Raw genomic sequence first — 17,914 nt, 5'->3', positions numbered from 1 at the left:
CCCGCGCCGATTTCTGCTGCGCTCAGTCGAGCGCGGCCCAGGATTCCATGATCGTGCGGGCGATGGAGATCGAACCCGGCAGCAACAGCCGCGCGCCCGTCCCCTGCGCCGACCAGTCGCCGGCCGACAGCGCCTCCCGCACCTCCGCGCGGGTGAACCAGTGCGCCTCGGCGATCTCGCCGTCGGAGAAGACCAGCGGCTGCGCCGGATCGCCGAGCGCGGAGAACCCGAGCATCAGCGAGCGCGGGAACGGCCATGGCTGGCTGCCGAGGTAGCTGATGTCGCGGACATCGACGCCGACCTCCTCCTTCACCTCGCGCTCGACGCACCGCTCCAGCGACTCGCCCGCCTCGACGAACCCGGCGAGCAGCGAGAACAACGTCTCCGGCCAGGTGTGCTGACGGGCGAGCAGCACCCGGTCGCCGCCGTCGTGGATCAGGCAGATGACCGCGGGATCGATCCGCGGGAACTCCTCGTAACCGCTCTCGGTCGTGCGCGACCAGCCTGCCTTGCTCGACCTGGTCACGGTGCCGTCCGCACTGTTGAATCCGGCCTTGTCGTGCCAGTTCAGCAGGGCGACCGCGGTGGAGAGCACGCCGGCGGTGAGATCGTCGACCGTGTTCGACATGCCGCGCAGGTCAGTCAGCGAGCCCTCGATGTCCCGATCCCGCACCGCCCACAGGTGCACGCCGCCGTCGATGCCGAGGAACACCGCCTCGGGGCTCGGCTCCGGCGACAGCTCGATCGCCTTGTCCAGCACGAGCGCGCCCTGTTCGAATCGGACCTGGCCGCGGGCGTTCACCCGGAGCAGCTTGGCCTCGCTCCACCCCTCCTGTAAGGCCTGCGCATCGCCGCGCGTCTCCTCGGCGCGATCGAGCACGGAACGGGACAGCAGGGGAACACCATTGAGCTGAAAGACCGGCACCCGTCGAGACTATCGCGCCGACCGGCCGGGTCCCCGCACGCGGCCTTACTTGGCCGCGCGGCGGATGTAGAGCAGCTTGTCCCCCGCCTCCAGCGAATCCACCTCCGGCTCGCCGACCCTGGCCAGCACGCCGTTGCGCACCACGCCGAGCACGATGTCGCCCAGGTGCCGCGGCGAGCCGCCGATCTCCGCGGACTCCACCTCGCGCTCGGCGATCGCGAACCCCTCCTCCGGGGTGAGCAGGTCTTCCATCATCTCCACCACCGACGGGGTGGTGGTCGCGATGCCGAGCAGCCGGCCCGCGGTCTCCGAGGACACCACCACCGAGTCGGCGCCGGACTGGCGAACCAGGTGGGTGTTCTCCGCCTCGCGGATCGAGACCACGATCTTGGCGCTCTTGGTCAGCTCGCGGGCGGTCAGGGTGACCAGCACCGCGGTGTCGTCCCGGTTGGTCGCGACCACCACCGAGGCCGCGTTCTGCACGCCGGCCAGCCGCTGCACATCGGACTGGGTCGCCGAACCGTGCACCGTCACCAGGCCCGAGTTCGCGGCGGCCTCCAGCGCGACCATGTCGGTGTCCACCACCACGATGTCGGCGGGCTGCACGTTGTCGCCCAGCATGGCGTCGATCGCCGTGCGCCCCTTCGTGCCGTAACCGACGACCACGGTGTGATTGCGCACGCTGTGCCTCCATCGCTGAATCTTGAACGCCTGCCGGGACCGTTCCGTCAGCACGCCGAGGGTGGTACCGACGAGAACGATGAGGAAGAGGATGCGCAGCGGGGTGATGATGACGATGTTCACCAGCCGCGCCTCGGCCGTCACCGGGGCGATATCGCCATAGCCGGTGGTGGACAGCGACACCGTCGCGTAATAGAACGCGTCCAGGAAGCCGAGCGGGTCGCCCGCGTTGTCGTGGTAGCCGTCCCGGCCCACATAGACCACCAGGGCCGCGGCGAACAGCAGCCCGATCGCGAACAGCACCCGGCGCGCGAGCGAAATCCACGGGCTGGTCTGTACTTCCGGAATGCGCAGCACCCCGACCAGCGCGAAATGCGGCCGATTCGACAACCCCAGCGAGCGCGCGCGATCACCGAACATGAGACGCACCCGCCCTGCTATACCTCGCGTCGGATGTCTCCGGCACTGCTTGTCCCTCCGGCACAGCACGGGAGCCTACCCGCTGCCCGCGCTACCGCCCGGCCTCGACGCGAACACCCGGCGGATGCAAAGGTGCCTCATGGCAGAAAACGCACTCGCCCCCGATCGCACCTCCGCGCGCAGGCCGGCGCTGGCCCTGGCCGCCCTGCTGTTCCCCATGGGGGTGCTGCATTTCGTGATGCCGAAGCCCTTCGACGCGATCGTGCCCAAGGCGCTCCCCGGTGAACCGCGCAATTACACCTACGCCTCGGGCGTGGCCGAACTCGGCGTCGCCGCGGCGCTGGTGATCCCGCGCACCCGCGGCCTCGGCGGGCGGCTGGCCGCGCTGCTGTTCATCGCGGTGCTCCCGGCGAACGTGCAGATGACCGCGGACGCGCTCGGCAACAAGAAGGCGTCGCAGGTGTTCAAGGTCGGCACCGTGCTGCGGCTGCCGTTGCAGATCCCGCTGATCAGGCAGGCGCTGAAGGTGAGCCGGTTGGCGCGGAATTCCGGATGAGCTCGGCCAGTTCGGCGGGCCCGGCCAGGTCGGCGGGCGCGATGGTGCGCCCGGTGCGCACGTAATGGAAGGCGGCGCCGACGCGTTCGAGCATCTCCTGCTCGGTCCTGCCTGCTCTGGACGCCATCAGCCGGGCCCAGGCCAGCCGGTAGACGGCCAGCTGCATGGCGACCGCGGGCTCCTCCGCGGGGGTCGGCTCGGCGCCGGTCTTCCAGTCGACCACGATCCAGCCGCCGCCCGGCTCGGCGAACACCGCGTCCATCCGGCCGCGAATCACGGTGCCCGCCAACGATGTTTCGAACGGAACCTCCACGTCGAGCGGGCTGCGGTTGGCCCAGGGAGAATTGAGGAAGGCGTTCTGCATCGCGGTCAGCTCGTCGTCGACGCCCGCGTCGGCGGTGGTGGTGTCGGCCGCGCCCGGGAGTTCGTCGAGGCCGAGCAGCCGGGTCGAGCCGAACCAGCGCTGCACCCAGGCGTGGAACGCGGTGCCGCGGCGGGCCAGCGGGCTCGGCGGGAACGGGAGCGGACGACGCAGGCGCGCGGCGAGTTTCGCCGGATCGGCGCGCATCTCGACCAGCGCGGTCGCGGCGATCTGGCCGGGGAGTTCGACCTCCTCGGCGGCGGCCTGTTCGGATTCGAATTCGGCAAGTAGGGCGTCCACGTCGGCGGCCCAGCCGTCCGGGTCGTCGGGGTCGACGGGCGGGGTGAGCGGGTCGAGCTCGGCGAATTCCGCTGCGGCGAAGGCGATGTCTTCGTCGGAGACGAACTCGTGCAGGGGGTCGGGCGGGATGTCGGTGACGTGCGGGGCGGCGGGCGGCGGCGGATCGTGAGGGACGAAGTCCATGGGATCCGGTGGCAGGTCGTCGAATTCGGCCGGCGGCTCGAAGGCGTCGTCCGGGGGCTCGGCGGCGAGGGCGGCATCGACGCGGCCCTCGGGTTCCGGGACGGGCGCGGCGTCCGGTCGCGCGTTCGCTCGGGTTGCCTTGGCGGCGCGCGGTTCCGGTGGCTGCGCGCGGAGTTCGGCCAGGGCGGCGCGGACCAGCGCGGCACCCTGTTCGATGGGATCGCGGCGGTCGCCGAGGGGGTCGCGCGGCCATTCGGCGGTGGCCGGGTTGTCCGTGAACGGGTTCACCGCGTCCGGCTCGGGCGGGTCGTCCCAGCGGGCGATGTCGACGACGCCGTTGGCGGGGCTGTCGGCGGCTTCGCTGGCCTGCTTCAGTTCGAGCAGGAAGTCGGAGGGGCCCTTGGGCGAGGTTCCGGTTTCGGCCCAGTGGTGCGACGAAACCAGCAGCACGCGTTCGGTTCTGGTGAGGGCGACGTAGAACAGGCGGCGCTCTTCGTCGATGCGGCGGCGCTCCAGTGCCTCCTTGTGCGCCTTGATCGCGCGTTCCAGATCGGCGCGGTCGTACAGGTCGGTGAGTTCGAGGACGGGCACGCCCTCGGTCGAGTCGTCCTGTTGGCGGTCGCCGCGCAGTTTCGTCGGCAGTTCGGCGAGGGCGCCGAGCCAGGTTCCCGACGCGGTGCCGGACGGGAACACGCCGCGCACCACGTGCGGCACCGCGACGATCTCCCATTCCAGGCCCTTCGCCGCGTGCACGGTCAGCACCTGCACCCGGTCCTTGGCGACCTCGACTTCGCCTGGCTCCAAGCCGTTTTCGACCGATTCGGCGGCGGCGAGGAAGGACAGCAGCCCGCTCAGCGCCGCGCCGGAGTCGGCGGCGTAACCGGCGACCACCTCGGCGAAGGCGTCCAGGTGCTCGCGGCCCGCGCCGGTACCCGACATGGCGCGGCGGGCCTGGGTTTCAACTCCGACACCGATGGTGCGCTCCACGTCGGCGACCAGTTCGGTGAGCAACTGGCCGCTGCGTTCGCGCAGGGCGGCCAGTTCCCGGCCCAGTGCCTCGATGCGGGCGAAGCCGGACTCCGAATACTGTTCGCGCGGGCCGGGATCGGCGATCGCGTCGGCTAGGCCCGCCTGCTCGGCGGGCTCCGGTGCCACGTCCCTGAGTGCCGCGGCCAGCGTGCTCCCGTCGGTGATCTCCGGCGCGTCACCGCTGGTGAAGCGGCTGATCGACAGGGTGCGGGCGCGCCGGGCCAGCGCCGCGATGTCGGCGACGCCGATGCGCCAGCGGGCGCCGGTGAGCACGCGCATCGCCGCGCTGCCCGAGCCCGGCTCGGCGATCAGGCGCAGGGTGGCGACGATATCGGCGACCTCGGGCGTGGCCAGCAGGCCGCCGAGCCCGACGATCTCGACCGGTAGTCCTTGCGCGCGGAGCGCCTCCGCGAGCGGCGACGCGTCGGCGTTGCGACGGACCAGCACCGCCGAGGTCGGCGGCGGCTCGCCCGCGGCGCGACGGGCCGCCCATTCCTCGGCGATCCGGACGGCCAGCCAGTCGCGTTCCTCGGCAACGGTCTCGGTCAGCGCCAGCGCGACCACGCCAGGTCCCGCGTTCGGCTTCGCGCGCAAGGCGTCCACCGTCACGCCGCCACCCTCGATGGCCTTGCGGCGCAACGGATCCGCGACCAGATTCGCCAGCGCCAAGGCCTCGGGCGGATTGCGCCAACTGGTCAGCAACGGCAGCGTCGGCGCGGGAATGCCGGGCGCGGCGGGGAAGTCGGTGGCGAAGCGGGGCAGGTTCGCGGCGGACGCGCCGCGCCAACCGTAGATCGATTGCATCGGATCACCGACCGCCGTCACCGCCAATCGTTGGCGGCCGCGCGATTCATCCTCCCCCGCACCGGCATTCGCGGGCCCGGCCGTCCGCTGCCTGCTCGATCGCTGCCGCCCGGACTCCTCGTTCGCCGGCCGCACGTACCGCGGCTCCTGGGCACGGGGCGCCGGGCCGGTCGGCTGTGCACCCGCTGGCTGCTCGTCCTTCGAAGGCCGCGCTGACGTCGGTTCGGCGCGGGGAACCGAATCGGCCTCGGACGCACCGCCGAACAACGCGGCGAGCAGGACCCGCTGGGCGTGGCCGGTGTCCTGATACTCGTCGAGCAGGACGAGGCGGAAGCGGGCGCGTTCGGCGGCGGCGACCTCGGGGTGCTCGGCGGCCAGGCGCGCCGCCAGGGACATCTGCGCGCCGAAATCCAAGGCGCCGCGGCGGCGTAACGCCTCGGCCAGCTGCTGCACGAGCGGGAGCAGGGCGATCCGTTCGCGCTGGACCTGGAGGATGCCGAGCAGGGTTTGGCTCGGCCCGCCGCGCTGGCGCGGGCCGGGCGGCAGGGTGTGCACCAGCTTTTCCAGGTCGGTGTGCGCCTCGGCCAGCTGTTCGGGCTCGACCAGATGCTCGGCGAGCTGGCCGGACAGGGCGAGGATCGCCTCGGTGACCGAGACCGGCGTGCGATCGGTGTCCAGGTCGCCGTCCCAGGTGCGCACCACCTGGTGGGCGAGCTGCCAGAGCTGGGTCTGGGTGAGCAGCGTCGCCGAGGGTTCCACCGGCAGCAGCAGGCCGTGCTCGGTGAGCAGCCTGCCCGCGTACGAGTGGTAGGTGCTGATCTCCGGCTCGGCGCCGGACAGTTGGGCGCGCAGGTGGCCGGACGGGTCGAGCTCGCGCAGCAGCGGCGCGCCGGCCAATCGGGCCAGCCGGGTGCGGATGCGAGCGGTCAACTGCTGCGCGGCTTTTCGGGTGAAGGTCAGCCCGAGCACCTCGTCGGGCAGCACGAGCCGATTGGCCACCATCCACACCACGCGGGCGGCCATCGTCTCGGTCTTGCCCGCGCCCGCGCCCGCGACCACCAGCGTCGGGCCCGGCGGTGCGGCGATCACCGCCGCCTGTTCGTCGGTCGGCGGCGGCAGGCCGAGCGCGTCGGCCAGCTGATGCGGCGTCACCCGTGCGACGGTCACGGCTGTGCCTCGTCGGTGTCGGGCGCGGGCTTGCCCGCCGGCCTCGGTCGCGCGCGCACCGCGCGGTGCCTGCCGACCGGCGAATGCACCGCACCATCGACCGCCCGCTCCGGAATGACCCCGCAGCACAGGCATTCGGGGCCGCAGATCGGCAGCGGCACCCGGAAACGCTTGTCGCTCACTCGTCGGTCACCTGCCTGCCGGTGTCCTGGACGGGACAGCTGCCGGAGACCGGGCAGTGCCGGCAGCCGTCGTTGCGCATGGCGAGGTAGCTCGGGCCCTGGGTGGCGGCGGCCGCGTCGTGAATGGTGTTGCGCCACTTGTCCAGAGCTTCGGGGTCCAGCGGCGGTTGCATGCGCTGGGTCGCGCCCTCCTTGGCGCTCGGCTTGGCGACGTACACCAGGCGAGCGCCGCCGGGTTCGCCGAGTTCCCCCGGGCCCGAGCCGGGTTCACCGGTAACGGATCGCGCCGCGCCCGATCCGTCGTCTTCCGGTTCGGGTCCGTCGTCGTCCGCGTCCGGCTCCTCCGCGTCCGGCCGATGGTCGCCCGGCGCGACCGATTCCCCGCGGACCGGACCCGGATCGTGCGATCCGTCTTCGGCGGAACCCGATTCGCCCGGCTCGGCACGCGCTTCCTCGGTGGCCGCGTCCAGCGCACCCATCGCCGCCGCCACCTGGTACGTCGCCAGCTGCGCGTGATCGACCGCCGCCTGCTTGGTCACCGGCGACTTCCCGGTCTTCACATCCACGATCACGAAGCGGCCGAGCGCGTCCCGCTCCAGCCGATCCACCCGGCCGCGAATCCGCACGGCCCGTTCGTCTTCCGTGCGTGGCGGCAGCACGCAGTCGACCGGTACCTCGACCCCGGCCTGGGTGAGTTCGCCGCGGGTGTTGCGCACCCAGGCCATGAACGTCTCCAGCATGGCCTCGGTGCGGCGCAGCTCCTGCCGGGAATGCCAGCCGGTCCCTGGATCGACCGACTGCCAGGCCTTATCCAGCGCGGCCCGCACCTGCGCCTCCGGCACCTGCCCTGCCAGCGCCTGCACCAGCGTGTGCACCAGATTGCCCTTGACCGCGTGCGGGTTGTCGCCGTCGGTGCCGCCGTGCCGTTCCAGCGCCCAGCGCAGCGGGCAGGTGCGCAGCAGCTCCACGGTGGACGGCGAGAGCCCGACCGCGCTGTCGTCCTCCTCCCACAGCGTCCGCTGCGAGCTCAATTCCGCTGTGCCGTACCAGTCGTCGGGATGTGTGCCGGGCACCCCCGCCCTGGCCAACCGCGCCAGCTGGTGTGCGGCGCGCTGCCTGCGGTCCGGGTCGGACTCGGGATCGCAGACGGCGCCGCGCAATTCGGCCACCAGCGAATGCATCACCAGCGCGCGGCCCGGATCGGCGATCGGCAACGCGCCGGGCTCACCGTCCTCGTCGTGCCCGAGCAATTCGGCCAGGAACCGGGAGGGCACCAGATCCCGTTCGCCCGACACCGATTCCACCGCGGTGACCAGCAGCGAACGCCGCGCCCGGCTGCACGCGACCAGCAGCAGCCTGCGCTCCTCCGCGAGAATCGGCGCCGCCCGGCTCACCTGCTCGCCGCCGTCGATCACACCCGCGGTCAAGTCCACCAGGTCCTCGGTGTTCAGCAGCGTGCCGCGCGCCCGCGGGTTCGGCCAAATCCCTTCCTGCACAGCGGCGACCGCGACGACATCCCACTCCCGGCCCGCGGCAGCGTGCGCGCTGAGCAGCGCGACCGCCTCCTTGGGCGCGGTGCGCGGCGCCGAACTGTTCGGAATCTCCTGCTGGGTCAGGTATTCCACGAAGCCCTCGATGCTCGCGCGCGGCAGGCGATCCACGTAACCCGCTGCGGCGTCGAACAATCCGACGGCCGCGTCGAGGTCGCGGTCGGCCTGCATGCCGACCGCGCCACCGCGTTCGGACTGCCCGACCCAGCGGCGCTCCAACCGCGACGCGGTCCACAGCGCCCACAGCACGTCCTCGAGCCCCGCCCCACGCCGGCGCGCCTTGCGCGCCCGCTCCAATGCGTCGAGGACGCGGCGCAAGGGGGCCGCCTCCACATCGGTCAGCCGATCCAGCAGACGCGGGTCCCCGGCCCCGATCAGTAGATCCCGCAACACCTCCGCGGAGGACTGATCGATGCCGTGCAGCAGTTCTACCGACTCGCCGCCCGCCGCGGAACTCCCGGCGGGCTGCTCGGAATCCCGTTCGGCATCGGCCGAGCCGTCGGTCCGTGCCGCGGCCTGTTCGCTGTCCTCCGCCTCGCTCGTCCGCTCGGCCGCGCTGCCCCGCCACTCCGAGTCCGCCGGCGTCCATTCCGGTTCCACGCCATACCAATCGGCATCGTCGGCCGCCCGCTCTAGGCTCCCGACGGACGGCTCGGGCAGCCCCGAACTCCGTTCCGAACTCTCGATGACCCGATCGGGCTCCGCCGCGGCCCGCTCGGAATACTCGCTCTCCGGAACCTCCCGGCCCGATCGCGCCCGGCTCCGCTCGGACTCCAGCACGCTGCGCCGCACCCCGCGCCGCAACCGCCGCAGCGTGATCTGATCCGCACCGCCGAGCGGGCCGGCCAGCAGGTCGAGCGCGTCCTCCGGCTCGAAGGCGGACCCCTTCTCGCCGGCCAGCAGCGCCCGCAGGGACAGCAGCATCCAGGCCGCACCCCGCCGCCGCGCCAGCGGCGTATCCAGCGCGGGCTGCTGCACCGGCACCCCCGCCGCCAGCAGCGCCCGGCGCAGCGGCGGCAACGACAGCGGCACCGAACGGACGATCACCGCCATCCGCGACCACGGCACTCCCCCGGTCAAATGCGCGCGGCGCAGATGATCGGCGATGAGCGCGGCCTCCTTGGCCGGCGTGGCCAGCACCCGCACCCGTACCTCGGTGCCGTCGTCCGCCGGTGGGTCGGTCCGTTTGGGCAGCGAAAAGCGTTGCGGCGCACTGCCGGGCAACTTGGCCGCGACCCTGGCGACCGCCAGTTGCACCGGCCCACCGGTCCGGTGGTTGTCCCGCAGCACGATGCGCTGCCCGTCCGGCGCGGGCAGGTCGGCGACGAACCTGGCGTCCGCGCCGCGGAAGGCGAAGATGCCCTGATCCGGATCGCCGGCGATCACCGTGGTGTGCGCGCTGTGCCCGATCGCCCTGACCAGGATCGCGGCCTGCGGATCGAGATGCTGCGCGTCGTCGACCAGCAGGTACCGAATCCGCGCCCGCTCGGCGGCGAGTAACTCGGCGTCACCGGCCAGCGCGTCCAGCGCGGCGCCGATCAACTCGGCGGCGTCGAGCGCGGGCGCGGTCGCCTCCGGCGCCTCCACGCCCACCGACCAGCGCAGCAGCATGGTCTGCTCGTACCGCACCGCGAACTTGCCCGCCGCCACCCACTCCGGTTTACCGTGCTCGCGGCCGAGGTGCACCAGATCCTCCGGCCCGAGCCCACGTTCGGTGGCGCGCAGCATCAGGTCGCGCAACTGTTCGGCGAACCCGCCGAGCGCCAGCGCGGGTTGCAGGCGTTCCGGCCACAGCCCGTCCGCGCCCGCGGCGATGTCGGTGAGGTCGCCGCGCAGCATTTCGCGCAGCACCGCATCCTGCTCGGCACCGGTCAGCAAACGCGGCGGCGGGTTGCCGTGCGCGGTGGCGTGCCTGCGCAGCACCGAGAAGGCGTAGGAGTGCAGGGTGCGGGCCAGTGGTTCCCTGGTCGCGCCCGGTACGCCGCCTTCCGCGTCCGGACCGGGCACGGGGACGGCAGGAGACGAAGCCGATGGGGTGGGTGAGCTCAGCCGGGCGGTGATCGCGTCTCTGGCGGCGCTGGCCGCCTGCTTCGAATGGGCAAGGACCAGCACGGATTCGGGATCGTCGCCCGCCGCGATGCGCTCGGCGGCGAGATCGACGAGCAGGGCGGTCTTGCCCGTGCCCGGTCCGCCGAGCACCTGCCAGGGCCGCCAGCCCGGCCGCGTCGGCCCCGCCGCGGCCGCGGCGTCGAACAGCGCGCGAACGTCGGCGCCCCAGCCGCGCGGCCGGGGCGCCACCACGTTCCGGCGAACAAGTCGCACCGCGCTATCCGATCGCACCACGCGGGCTATTGCAACAGACACGACCGACACGCCGACGACCCCCTCGCGCGACTCGCCCAACCGCGCTTGCGCGCACCGGTCAGAATGGACCGGTGTCTGCTCTGAATGTCTATCGATTCGGCCCCGCCACCGGACCGGCCGTGCTGGCCCTGCACGGCGTGACCGGCCACGGCAAACGGTGGGAAGACCTGGCGGTCAACCATCTCCCCGAGGTCCGGATCATCGCGCCTGACCTGCGTGGACACGGACGGTCGAGCACCTTGCCGCCGTGGACCTTCGAGGCCGTCGTGGACGATCTGATCGAACTGCTCACCGCCGAGACCACCGAACCGGTGACCGTGGTCGGGCACTCGTTCGGCGGCGCGTGTGCGTTGCATCTCGCCCGCCGCCGCCCGGACCTGGTCCGGCAGCTGGTGCTGCTGGATCCCGCCCTCGGGCTGGCGCCGGACCTGGTCGGCGAGGTCGCCGATTCGCTGCTGGCCGAGCCGGACTACGAGTCCGTCGCGCGAGCCAGGGCAGACAAGCTCGGCTCGGCCTGGGCCGAAGTGGCGCCGGAGATCCTGGCGGCCGAGCTCGCCGAGCACCTGGTGCCGACCGCGCACGGCCGCTTCGCCTGGCGGATGAGCCTGGCCGCGATCACCTCGTACTGGGGTCAGCTGGCCCGGCCGTTCGTGCTGCCGCCGCAGGGGCTGCCGACGGTGCTCGTGCAGGCGATGAAGGTACAGCCACCGTTCGTCACGCCCGCGTTCCGGGCCGCGCTCGCCGAGCACCTCGGCGAGCGCCTCACCGTGCACGAGTGGGACTGCGATCACATGATCCCGCAGGCCCTTCCGGCCGAGACCGCCGCGCTGCTGCGCTCGGTCCGCTGATCCGGTGCCGACCACAGACGATCAGGTCGAACGGGTCCGGGCCCTCGTCGCGTCCATCCCGCCCGGCAAGGTGGCGACCTACGGCGACATCGCCGCGGCCGCCGGACTGTCCACCCCGCGCACGGTCGGCTGGATCATGCGCACCGACGCCGCCGACCTGCCGTGGCACCGGGTGATCGGCGCGAGCGGCAAGCCGGCCGCACACCTGGCCGACCGGCAGCTGCGACTGCTCGCGACCGAGGGCGTGCCGATCAACGACGGGCGAGTGAACCTGCGCGCGGCGCGATTTCCGTTTCCGTAAACAAGCACCCGGCGGGCCGCGCGACGGTTACCGTTGAAACATGTCCACCCGCCTGGCGTGTGTCGTGTTCGATGCAGACCGGCCGCGGTTCATCGCGGACTTCTGGGCCGAGCTGCTCGGTTGGGGCGTGACCATCGATCGCCCCGAGGAAGTAGACGTCGCGGCGCCCGATCCCGACGGCGCCGAGGTCGCCCTCGCGTTCCTGCCCGCCGTGCGAGCCAAGCACGGCAAGAACCGCATTCACCTCGATCTGGCCAGCCGTTCGCTCGACCATCAGCGGGTGCAGGTGGACCGCGCACTCTCGCTCGGCGCTCGCCGCGTCGACATCGGGCAGGGCACGGTGCCGTGGGTGGTACTGGCCGATCCCGAGGGCAACGAGTTCTGTGTGCTGGAGCCGCGCGAGGAATACGTGGACACCGGCGCGGTCGCGGCCATCGTGATGGACACCCGAGATCCGCTGCGGCTGGCCGAATTCTGGGCCGCCGCGTCCGGTTGGCCGGTCACGCACGGCGGCGAGCAGGTGGCCGGGCTGCGATCGGCCACCGGGCTCGGGTCGTGGCTGGAGTTCGTCCGCACGCCCGAGGTGAAGTCGAGCCGGAACCTGCTGCGGCTGAATCTGGCCTCGTTCGACGAACAGTCCGTCGAGCTGGACCGGCTGCGCGCGGCCGGTGCCACGCCGATCGAGCGCGACGGCGGGCAGCCGGCGACGAGCCTGGCCCTGGCCGACCCGGAGACCAACGAGTTCTGCCTGCTCCGGCGGGTGCGCGACTGCTCCACCGTCTAGGCCGTCCACCTCCCGGGTTCGCGGCGGCGACGAATTAGCATGTCCGCCATGGTGTACCTAGCTCGAGGTCGCGCTCGGTGACCGCTGCCGACGCGATCGTGCTCGCCGGTGGGCGGGCCAGCCGGATGGGCGGCGTGGACAAACCCGCGATCGTCATCGGTGGCCGCTCCATGCTCGACGCCGCCCTGGCCGCCGTCGCCACGTGTGCGCAGACGGTCGTGGTCGGCCCGCATCGGCCCGAGCTGGCGCCGGGGATCAAACAGACCAGGGAGGTTCCGCCGGGCGCTGGGCCGGTGGCGGCGATCGGGGCCGGCCTGGACACCCTCGGCTCGGCGGCGCCGCTGGTGGTGGTGCTTGCGGCCGATCTGCCGTTCCTGTCGCCCTGGTCGATCACCGAATTGATCAGGCACACCTGCGAATCCGGCGCCGACGCGGTGTTCGCGGCGGACGAGTCGGGGCGGCCGCAGTATCTGATCGGGGTCTGGCGGCGCACCGCACTGCTCGCCGCGCTCGACCGGCTGGACTCGCTGGTCAATCAGCCGATGAAGGCGCTCGTCCCGGCCGATTCGGCGATCATCGCGCTGCCCGGGATCGCCGACTGCGACACCGAGGAGGAGGTGCGGCTGGCCCGCGCGTCGGTCGCCGCACCGGCGCCGGCGCTCTCGCTGGACGACGCACGGAAAGCACTGCGGGACAACCTTTCCCGGCTCACGTCCTATTCGGCCGACCTGCGTTCGGTGCGCGGCGCCGCGCTCGCGGCCGCGCTGGTGGCCCGTGGGCCGCTGCCGCGCTTCGATGTTTCCGCGATGGACGGTTACGCGGTGGCGGGCGAGGGACCGTGGCGGTTGCGCCGCGATATCGGTTTCGCCGGCGGCCACCGGCCGGTCGGGCTGCTGTCCGGTGAGGCCGTGCGCATCGCCACCGGCGCGCACGTGCCGGACGGCACCACCGGTGTGCTGCGCGACGAGTTCGTCCAGGTGTCCGCCGACGACCGCCTGCATCGGCTGCCGGACACCCCGATCCGGGACGACGTCCGCCGCCGCGGCGAGGACCGGCAGCCCGGGGATCTCGTTGCGCCGCAAGGGACTCCGGTCACCGCCGCGCTGATCTCGGCGGCGGCGAGCGTCGAGGTGACCGCGGCGCCAGTGCGCGGGCCGGTCCGGGCCAGGATCGTGATGACCGGCGACGAGATCCGCAGCGACGGGCCGCTGCACGCGGGGCAGACCCGCGACTCGATCGGGCCGATCCTGCCGGAACTGCTGTCCTGGTGCGGAATTCACACCACCGACCGGGTACATCTGCGCGACACCCCGACCGGATTCGACGAGGTGCTCGCCGAGGCGCCCGGGTGCGACCTGCTGGTGATCGTCGGCGCGACCGGCGGCGGCGCGGCCGATCAACTGCGTGCCGCGGTGGACCGCGCCCGGGCCAGAATCCTGGTGCACCGGCTACGACTACGGCCGGGCGGCTCCACCCTCGTCGCCGAACTGGCCACGGGCACCACGGTTCTCGGCCTGCCCGGCAATCCGTTCGCCGCGGTGGCCACCCTGATGGCGCTGGCGCCCGCCCTCGTCGCCGGCCGTACCGGCGCCGCCGCCCGCCGCCCCCTGCTCGGCCCGCTGCACAACGCCGCCGAGATCTCCGGCCCGGTCGCCCGCGTCGTCCCCGCCCGCTTCGCCCCGCAGGGCGGCTGGCTCGGCGACCCGGACATCCGCACCGCGCACCTCGGCGGCCTCGTCGACCGGGACGGGCTGGTGATCGTCCCCGCCGAGGCCGCCGACGGCGCGTCCGTCGAGTTCCTGCCGCTGCCCAGGTAGAAACTCGGTTGCCCCGTGGCTACCGCTCGGCAACAATCGAGGGCATGGGACGCAGCTATGAGGATCTGGTGGCCGAGGCCGACGCGGTCTCGGTGGCCGGTTGGGATTTCGGATGGCTCGACGGCCGGGCCAGCGAGCAGCGGCCCTCGTGGGGGTATCAGCGGGTGCTGGGTGAGCGGCTGGGGAAAGTCGCTGCGGCGCTGGACATTCAGACCGGCGGGGGCGAGGTGCTGGCCGGCGCCGGGAACCTGCCGCCGCTGATGGTGGCGACCGAGTCGTGGCCGCCGAACATCGACAAGGCCACCCGGCTGCTGCATCCACTGGGCGTGGCCTTGGTCGCCGATCCCGACGAACCGCCGCTGCCCTTCGGGGACAATGCCTTTGATCTGGTCAGCAGCAGGCACCCGGTCACCGTGTGGTGGTCCGAGATCACCCGGGTATTGCGGCCGTCCGGCACCTATTTGGCGCAACACGTCGGCGATGCAAGTGTTTTCGAACTCGTCGAGTATTTCATCGGCGCGCAAACGGAGGAAATTCGTCGGCGCCGTAATCCGGATGACGATCGGGCCGCGGCAATCGCCGCCGGACTGGAAATCGTCGATCTGCGATACGAACGGTTGCGCGTCGAGTTCGGCGATATCGGCGCGGTCGTGTACTTCCTGCGGAAGGTGCCGTGGATGGTCCCCGACTTCACCGTGGAGCGGTATCAGGACAAGCTCCGCGCGATGCACGACGAGATCGAAGCACAGGGTCCATTCGTCGCCCACTCGACCAGGTTTCTCATCGAAGCACGCAAGCCCTGAGCGATTTATATCGCTTCTACCTGCGAAAACAAGCCGGATCGCCGGTGTGACAGCCTTTTTTCACTTTCCCTTCCGGAATTGGACAATGCTCGCTATCGTGAGTGTCGTTAGGCGAATATCAATCCCCGGAAAGGACCGAGTGGAGATGGCTGAAAAGTCGAAGAAAACGCCTAAGAAAATGCCGAGGCAGATGGATCGGCAGCAGCAACAGCAGCGCCAGGATCAAAACCAGAACCAGGGCATGAATCGCCCTGGCGCCCCCTCGGACGGCCAGCGCATGCCGAACCAGCGCCAGTCGGACGACGATCGGCGTAACGCCGATCAGCGCCGGATGGGCCACAACTAACTGATCTGCACCGCGTGCCGCCGGTTCACAGTCGAACCGGCGGCCGCGGCTGTGGGCGGTGCCCCCGTTCCGCACACCGTGCGCCAAACGCTGGTGAGCGGGGCGGCCTCCGACGTTTACTGAAACAATGCCTGTTCCCTCCCATGCGCGCGGTTACGAGTCGTTTGCCGGCACCATCGGCCGCACCACCGCCGATTCGACCCCCGAGTGGACCTACCCGCCGACCGCGCCGACCGGCGCACCGAACATCATCGTGGTGCTGGTCGACGACATGGGATACAGCGACATCGGGCCGTTCGGCTCGGAAATCGACACGCCGACCCTGGATCGCCTTGCCGCGCGCGGTGTTCGGCTGACCAACTACCACACCACCCCGCTGTGCTCGCCGTCGCGGGCCGCGCTGCTGACCGGAATCAACTCCCACCGTGCGGGTTTCGGCTTCGTCGCCAACGCCGACCCCGGATATCCGGGCCTGCGCCTGGAACTGGCCGACGATGTGCTGACGCTGCCGGAGATCCTGCGCGCCAACGGTTACGCGACCTACGCCGTCGGTAAGTGGCATCTGGTCCGCGATGCCACGATGAACCCTGCGGCGCACCGGGATTCGTGGCCGACCCAGCGTGGTTTCGATCGCTACTACGGCTCGCTGGAGGGCCTCAACTCGTTCTACTACCCGAATCAGCTGGTGTCGGACAGCTCCGTGGTGGACGTCGAGGAGTACCCGGAGGGCTACTACCTGACCGACGACCTGACCGACAAGGCGATCTCCTACCTCAAGGAGCTGCGCGCGCACGACGCGGCCAAGCCGTTCTTCCTCTACTTCGCGCACGTGGCCATGCACGGCCCCTTGCAGGCCAAGCCGGACGACCTGGCGAAGTATCGCGGTCGCTATGCCGAGGGCTGGGACAAGTTGCGGCAGAACAGGTTCGCCGCACAGCTCGCGCAGGGCCTGTTCCCGCCGGGCACCGAGCAGAAGCCGCGCAATACCGAGCCGGGGTACGAAGCGGCGGAATGGGATTCGCTCACCGAGGCGCAGCAGCGCCGGTTCGCCCGGTACATGGAGGTGTACGCGGGCATGGTGGACAGCATCGACCAGAGCCTCGGCCGGATCCTCGACACCGTCGAACAGCTCGGCGAGCTGGACAACACCATCGTGGTGTTCACCTCCGACAACGGCGGCACCGCCGAGGGTGGACCGGAGGGAACCCGCACCTACTTCGCCGAATTCGCGCACATCGACGACCCGGACTGGGTCGGCGACGTCCCGCTCGACGAGGAATTGATCGGTACCGCACGGCTCGGGGTGCACTACCCGCGCGGGTGGGGGCAGGCGTCGAACACGCCGTTCCGCTTCTACAAGGGACAGACCTTCGCCGGCGGTGTGCGGGTGCCGTTGCTCGTCTCCTGGCCGAACGGCCTGCCGCGCCACGGCGACGACAACGGCATTCGCCACGAGTACGCCTACGTCACCGATCTCGCGCCGACGCTGCTCGAGCTGGCCGGGCTGCAGCGGCCGAGTGTGCGTAACGGCCTGCCGGCCAAGGACTTCGACGGCGTCTCCGCCGCCGAGCTGCTGCGCGACCCGCACGCGCGCACGACGCACACCGAGCAGTATTCCGAGATGACCGGGCATCGCGGCTTCTATCGCGACGGCTGGAAGCTGTTGTCCCTGCACGAACGCGGCGCCGACGTGGACGCGCCGAACTGGCAGCTGTTCGACGTGCGCGCCGATCCTACCGAGCTGCACGACCTTTCGGCGCAGTTCCCGGACAAGGCCGCCGAGCTGGCCGCCGCCTGGGACGAATCCGCCTGGGCGAATACCGTTTTCCCGCTGCTCACCCGGCAGGACCTGGCCCGCAGGCGGCCGGAGGAGCGCCGGTTCGGCGAGCCGCTGCGGCTGCTGCCCGGCACCCCCACCTTGGAGCGCTACCGCTCGCAGCGGCTGATCGCCTACCGGGACTTCACCATCACCGCGGAGCTGGGCGACTATCTGCCGGGCCAGGAGGGAGTTCTCGTCGCGCACGGCGATCCGCTCGGCGGCTATCTGCTGTACCTCGAGGACGGCTGGCTCACATTCGGCGTGAACAGCTATGGCAGATACGACTCGGTGTCCGTCGGCCCGCTCGCGCCAGGCGCTCGGCGGATCTCGGTGATCGCGACGGTACGCCCGCGGCTGCGCTGGGATTTCGGCATCGAGGTCGACGGTGCGCGCGTCGCCGAACTCCGCGATCAGGTGCAGCTGGTCGGCATGTCGCCGTGGACCGGCATCTCCGTCGGGGTCGACGCCCGCGGACCGGTCTCGTGGGACCTGCGGGAGCGGCGCGGCGCCTTCCGCTACTCCGGCACGCTGCGCGCGATCACCTACTCGCCCGGACCGATCCGGGTGCCCGCCGGCATCATCGAGGCGGTGGAGCGGGAGGCGGAATTCGTTGCGGAATAGGCGGATACACCCTTACCCCCGAGGTAATTGTCCGGGCCCGGGCCGCGGCTTAC

13 protein-coding genes are annotated in these 17,914 nt (G+C 71.5%); 8 read left to right on the top strand and 5 right to left on the bottom strand.

Translation table 11 applies throughout. The features are described from left to right. Window positions 1-22: 22 nt before the first annotated feature. A complete protein-coding gene (nudC, locus tag ACFQ9K_RS27835) occupies window positions 23-925 on the bottom strand; it encodes an NAD(+) diphosphatase (RefSeq protein ID WP_378723850.1) in 903 nt (300 codons plus the stop codon). A 45-nt stretch (window positions 926-970) separates the two neighbouring features. Beyond that, the gene (locus tag ACFQ9K_RS27830; RefSeq protein ID WP_378723846.1) at window positions 971-2,026 is read right to left on the bottom strand and encodes a potassium channel family protein; all 1,056 of its coding nucleotides are present in this window, start codon (window positions 2,024-2,026) and stop codon (window positions 971-973) included. A 139-nt stretch (window positions 2,027-2,165) separates the two neighbouring features. Here ACFQ9K_RS27830 and ACFQ9K_RS27825 point away from each other — a divergent pair, with 139 nt between their 5' ends. After that, window positions 2,166-2,582: a hypothetical protein gene (locus tag ACFQ9K_RS27825; RefSeq protein ID WP_378723843.1), complete on the top strand. Its 417-nt coding sequence runs from the start codon at window positions 2,166-2,168 to the stop codon at window positions 2,580-2,582. Here ACFQ9K_RS27825 and ACFQ9K_RS27820 read toward each other — a convergent pair. Genes ACFQ9K_RS27820 through ACFQ9K_RS27810 form a run of 3 tightly spaced genes read right to left on the bottom strand, consistent with a single transcriptional unit; the run spans window position 2,536 to window position 10,522 of the window. Beyond that, window positions 2,536-6,426 (bottom strand): ATP-dependent helicase, encoded by a 3,891-nt coding sequence (locus tag ACFQ9K_RS27820; RefSeq protein ID WP_378723840.1) that lies wholly within the window; start codon window positions 6,424-6,426, stop codon window positions 2,536-2,538. The two genes, ACFQ9K_RS27825 and ACFQ9K_RS27820, sit on opposite strands and share 47 nt — an antisense overlap. After that, a complete protein-coding gene (locus ACFQ9K_RS27815) occupies window positions 6,423-6,608 on the bottom strand; it encodes a hypothetical protein (RefSeq protein WP_378723837.1) in 186 nt (61 codons plus the stop codon). Before ACFQ9K_RS27815 ends, ACFQ9K_RS27820 begins: the two co-directional genes overlap by 4 nt. Beyond that, window positions 6,605-10,522, bottom strand: coding sequence for an ATP-dependent helicase (locus tag ACFQ9K_RS27810; protein ID WP_378983779.1), 3,918 nt, complete (start codon window positions 10,520-10,522; stop codon window positions 6,605-6,607). The genes ACFQ9K_RS27815 and ACFQ9K_RS27810 overlap by 4 nt, the downstream gene beginning before the upstream one ends. A gap of 71 nt (window positions 10,523-10,593) precedes the next feature. Here ACFQ9K_RS27810 and ACFQ9K_RS27805 point away from each other — a divergent pair, with 71 nt between their 5' ends. From ACFQ9K_RS27805 to ACFQ9K_RS27775, 7 genes are all read left to right on the top strand, one after another. After that, window positions 10,594-11,370, top strand: a complete 777-nt coding sequence (locus ACFQ9K_RS27805; protein WP_378724903.1) for an alpha/beta fold hydrolase — start codon at window positions 10,594-10,596, stop codon at window positions 11,368-11,370. Window positions 11,371-11,374: 4 nt separating this feature from the next. Then, window positions 11,375-11,671: an MGMT family protein gene (locus tag ACFQ9K_RS27800; protein ID WP_378724901.1), complete on the top strand. Its 297-nt coding sequence runs from the start codon at window positions 11,375-11,377 to the stop codon at window positions 11,669-11,671. Between the two features lie 40 nt (window positions 11,672-11,711). Beyond that, window positions 11,712-12,455, top strand: coding sequence for a VOC family protein (locus ACFQ9K_RS27795; RefSeq protein ID WP_378724899.1), 744 nt, complete (start codon window positions 11,712-11,714; stop codon window positions 12,453-12,455). Between the two features lie 77 nt (window positions 12,456-12,532). Next, window positions 12,533-14,272: an NTP transferase domain-containing protein gene (locus tag ACFQ9K_RS27790; protein WP_378724896.1), complete on the top strand. Its 1,740-nt coding sequence runs from the start codon at window positions 12,533-12,535 to the stop codon at window positions 14,270-14,272. Between the two features lie 44 nt (window positions 14,273-14,316). Then, on the top strand, window positions 14,317-15,075 hold the full coding sequence (locus ACFQ9K_RS27785) for a methyltransferase domain-containing protein (RefSeq protein ID WP_378724894.1): 759 nt from the start codon (window positions 14,317-14,319) through the stop codon (window positions 15,073-15,075). Window positions 15,076-15,220: 145 nt separating this feature from the next. Next, the gene (locus tag ACFQ9K_RS27780; protein ID WP_378724892.1) at window positions 15,221-15,421 is read left to right on the top strand and encodes a hypothetical protein; all 201 of its coding nucleotides are present in this window, start codon (window positions 15,221-15,223) and stop codon (window positions 15,419-15,421) included. A 127-nt stretch (window positions 15,422-15,548) separates the two neighbouring features. Beyond that, complete coding sequence (locus ACFQ9K_RS27775; RefSeq protein ID WP_378724890.1) at window positions 15,549-17,861, top strand: arylsulfatase; 2,313 nt, start codon at window positions 15,549-15,551, stop codon at window positions 17,859-17,861. Window positions 17,862-17,914: the final 53 nt, after the last annotated feature.

Origin of the sequence: Nocardia sp. NPDC056564, assembly GCF_042793755.1 — a bacterium.
In the GTDB taxonomy this organism is placed as follows: domain Bacteria; phylum Actinomycetota; class Actinomycetes; order Mycobacteriales; family Mycobacteriaceae; genus Nocardia.
The sequence above is the reverse complement of the archived record's forward strand: the minus strand, read 5'-3'. Positions and strand labels throughout refer to the sequence as shown.

Excerpts from the sequence above, each read along its gene's own strand:
- ACFQ9K_RS27830 (WP_378723846.1), bottom strand. The coding sequence starts at position 2,026 with ATGTTCGGTGATCGCGCGCGCTCGCTGGGGTTGTCGAATCGGCCGCAT.
- ACFQ9K_RS27825 (WP_378723843.1), top strand. The coding sequence starts at position 2,166 with ATGGCAGAAAACGCACTCGCCCCCGATCGCACCTCCGCGCGCAGGCCG.
- ACFQ9K_RS27795 (WP_378724899.1), top strand. The coding sequence starts at position 11,712 with ATGTCCACCCGCCTGGCGTGTGTCGTGTTCGATGCAGACCGGCCGCGG.
- ACFQ9K_RS27785 (WP_378724894.1), top strand. The coding sequence starts at position 14,317 with ATGGGACGCAGCTATGAGGATCTGGTGGCCGAGGCCGACGCGGTCTCG.
- ACFQ9K_RS27780 (WP_378724892.1), top strand. The coding sequence starts at position 15,221 with ATGGCTGAAAAGTCGAAGAAAACGCCTAAGAAAATGCCGAGGCAGATG.
- ACFQ9K_RS27775 (WP_378724890.1), top strand. The coding sequence starts at position 15,549 with ATGCCTGTTCCCTCCCATGCGCGCGGTTACGAGTCGTTTGCCGGCACC.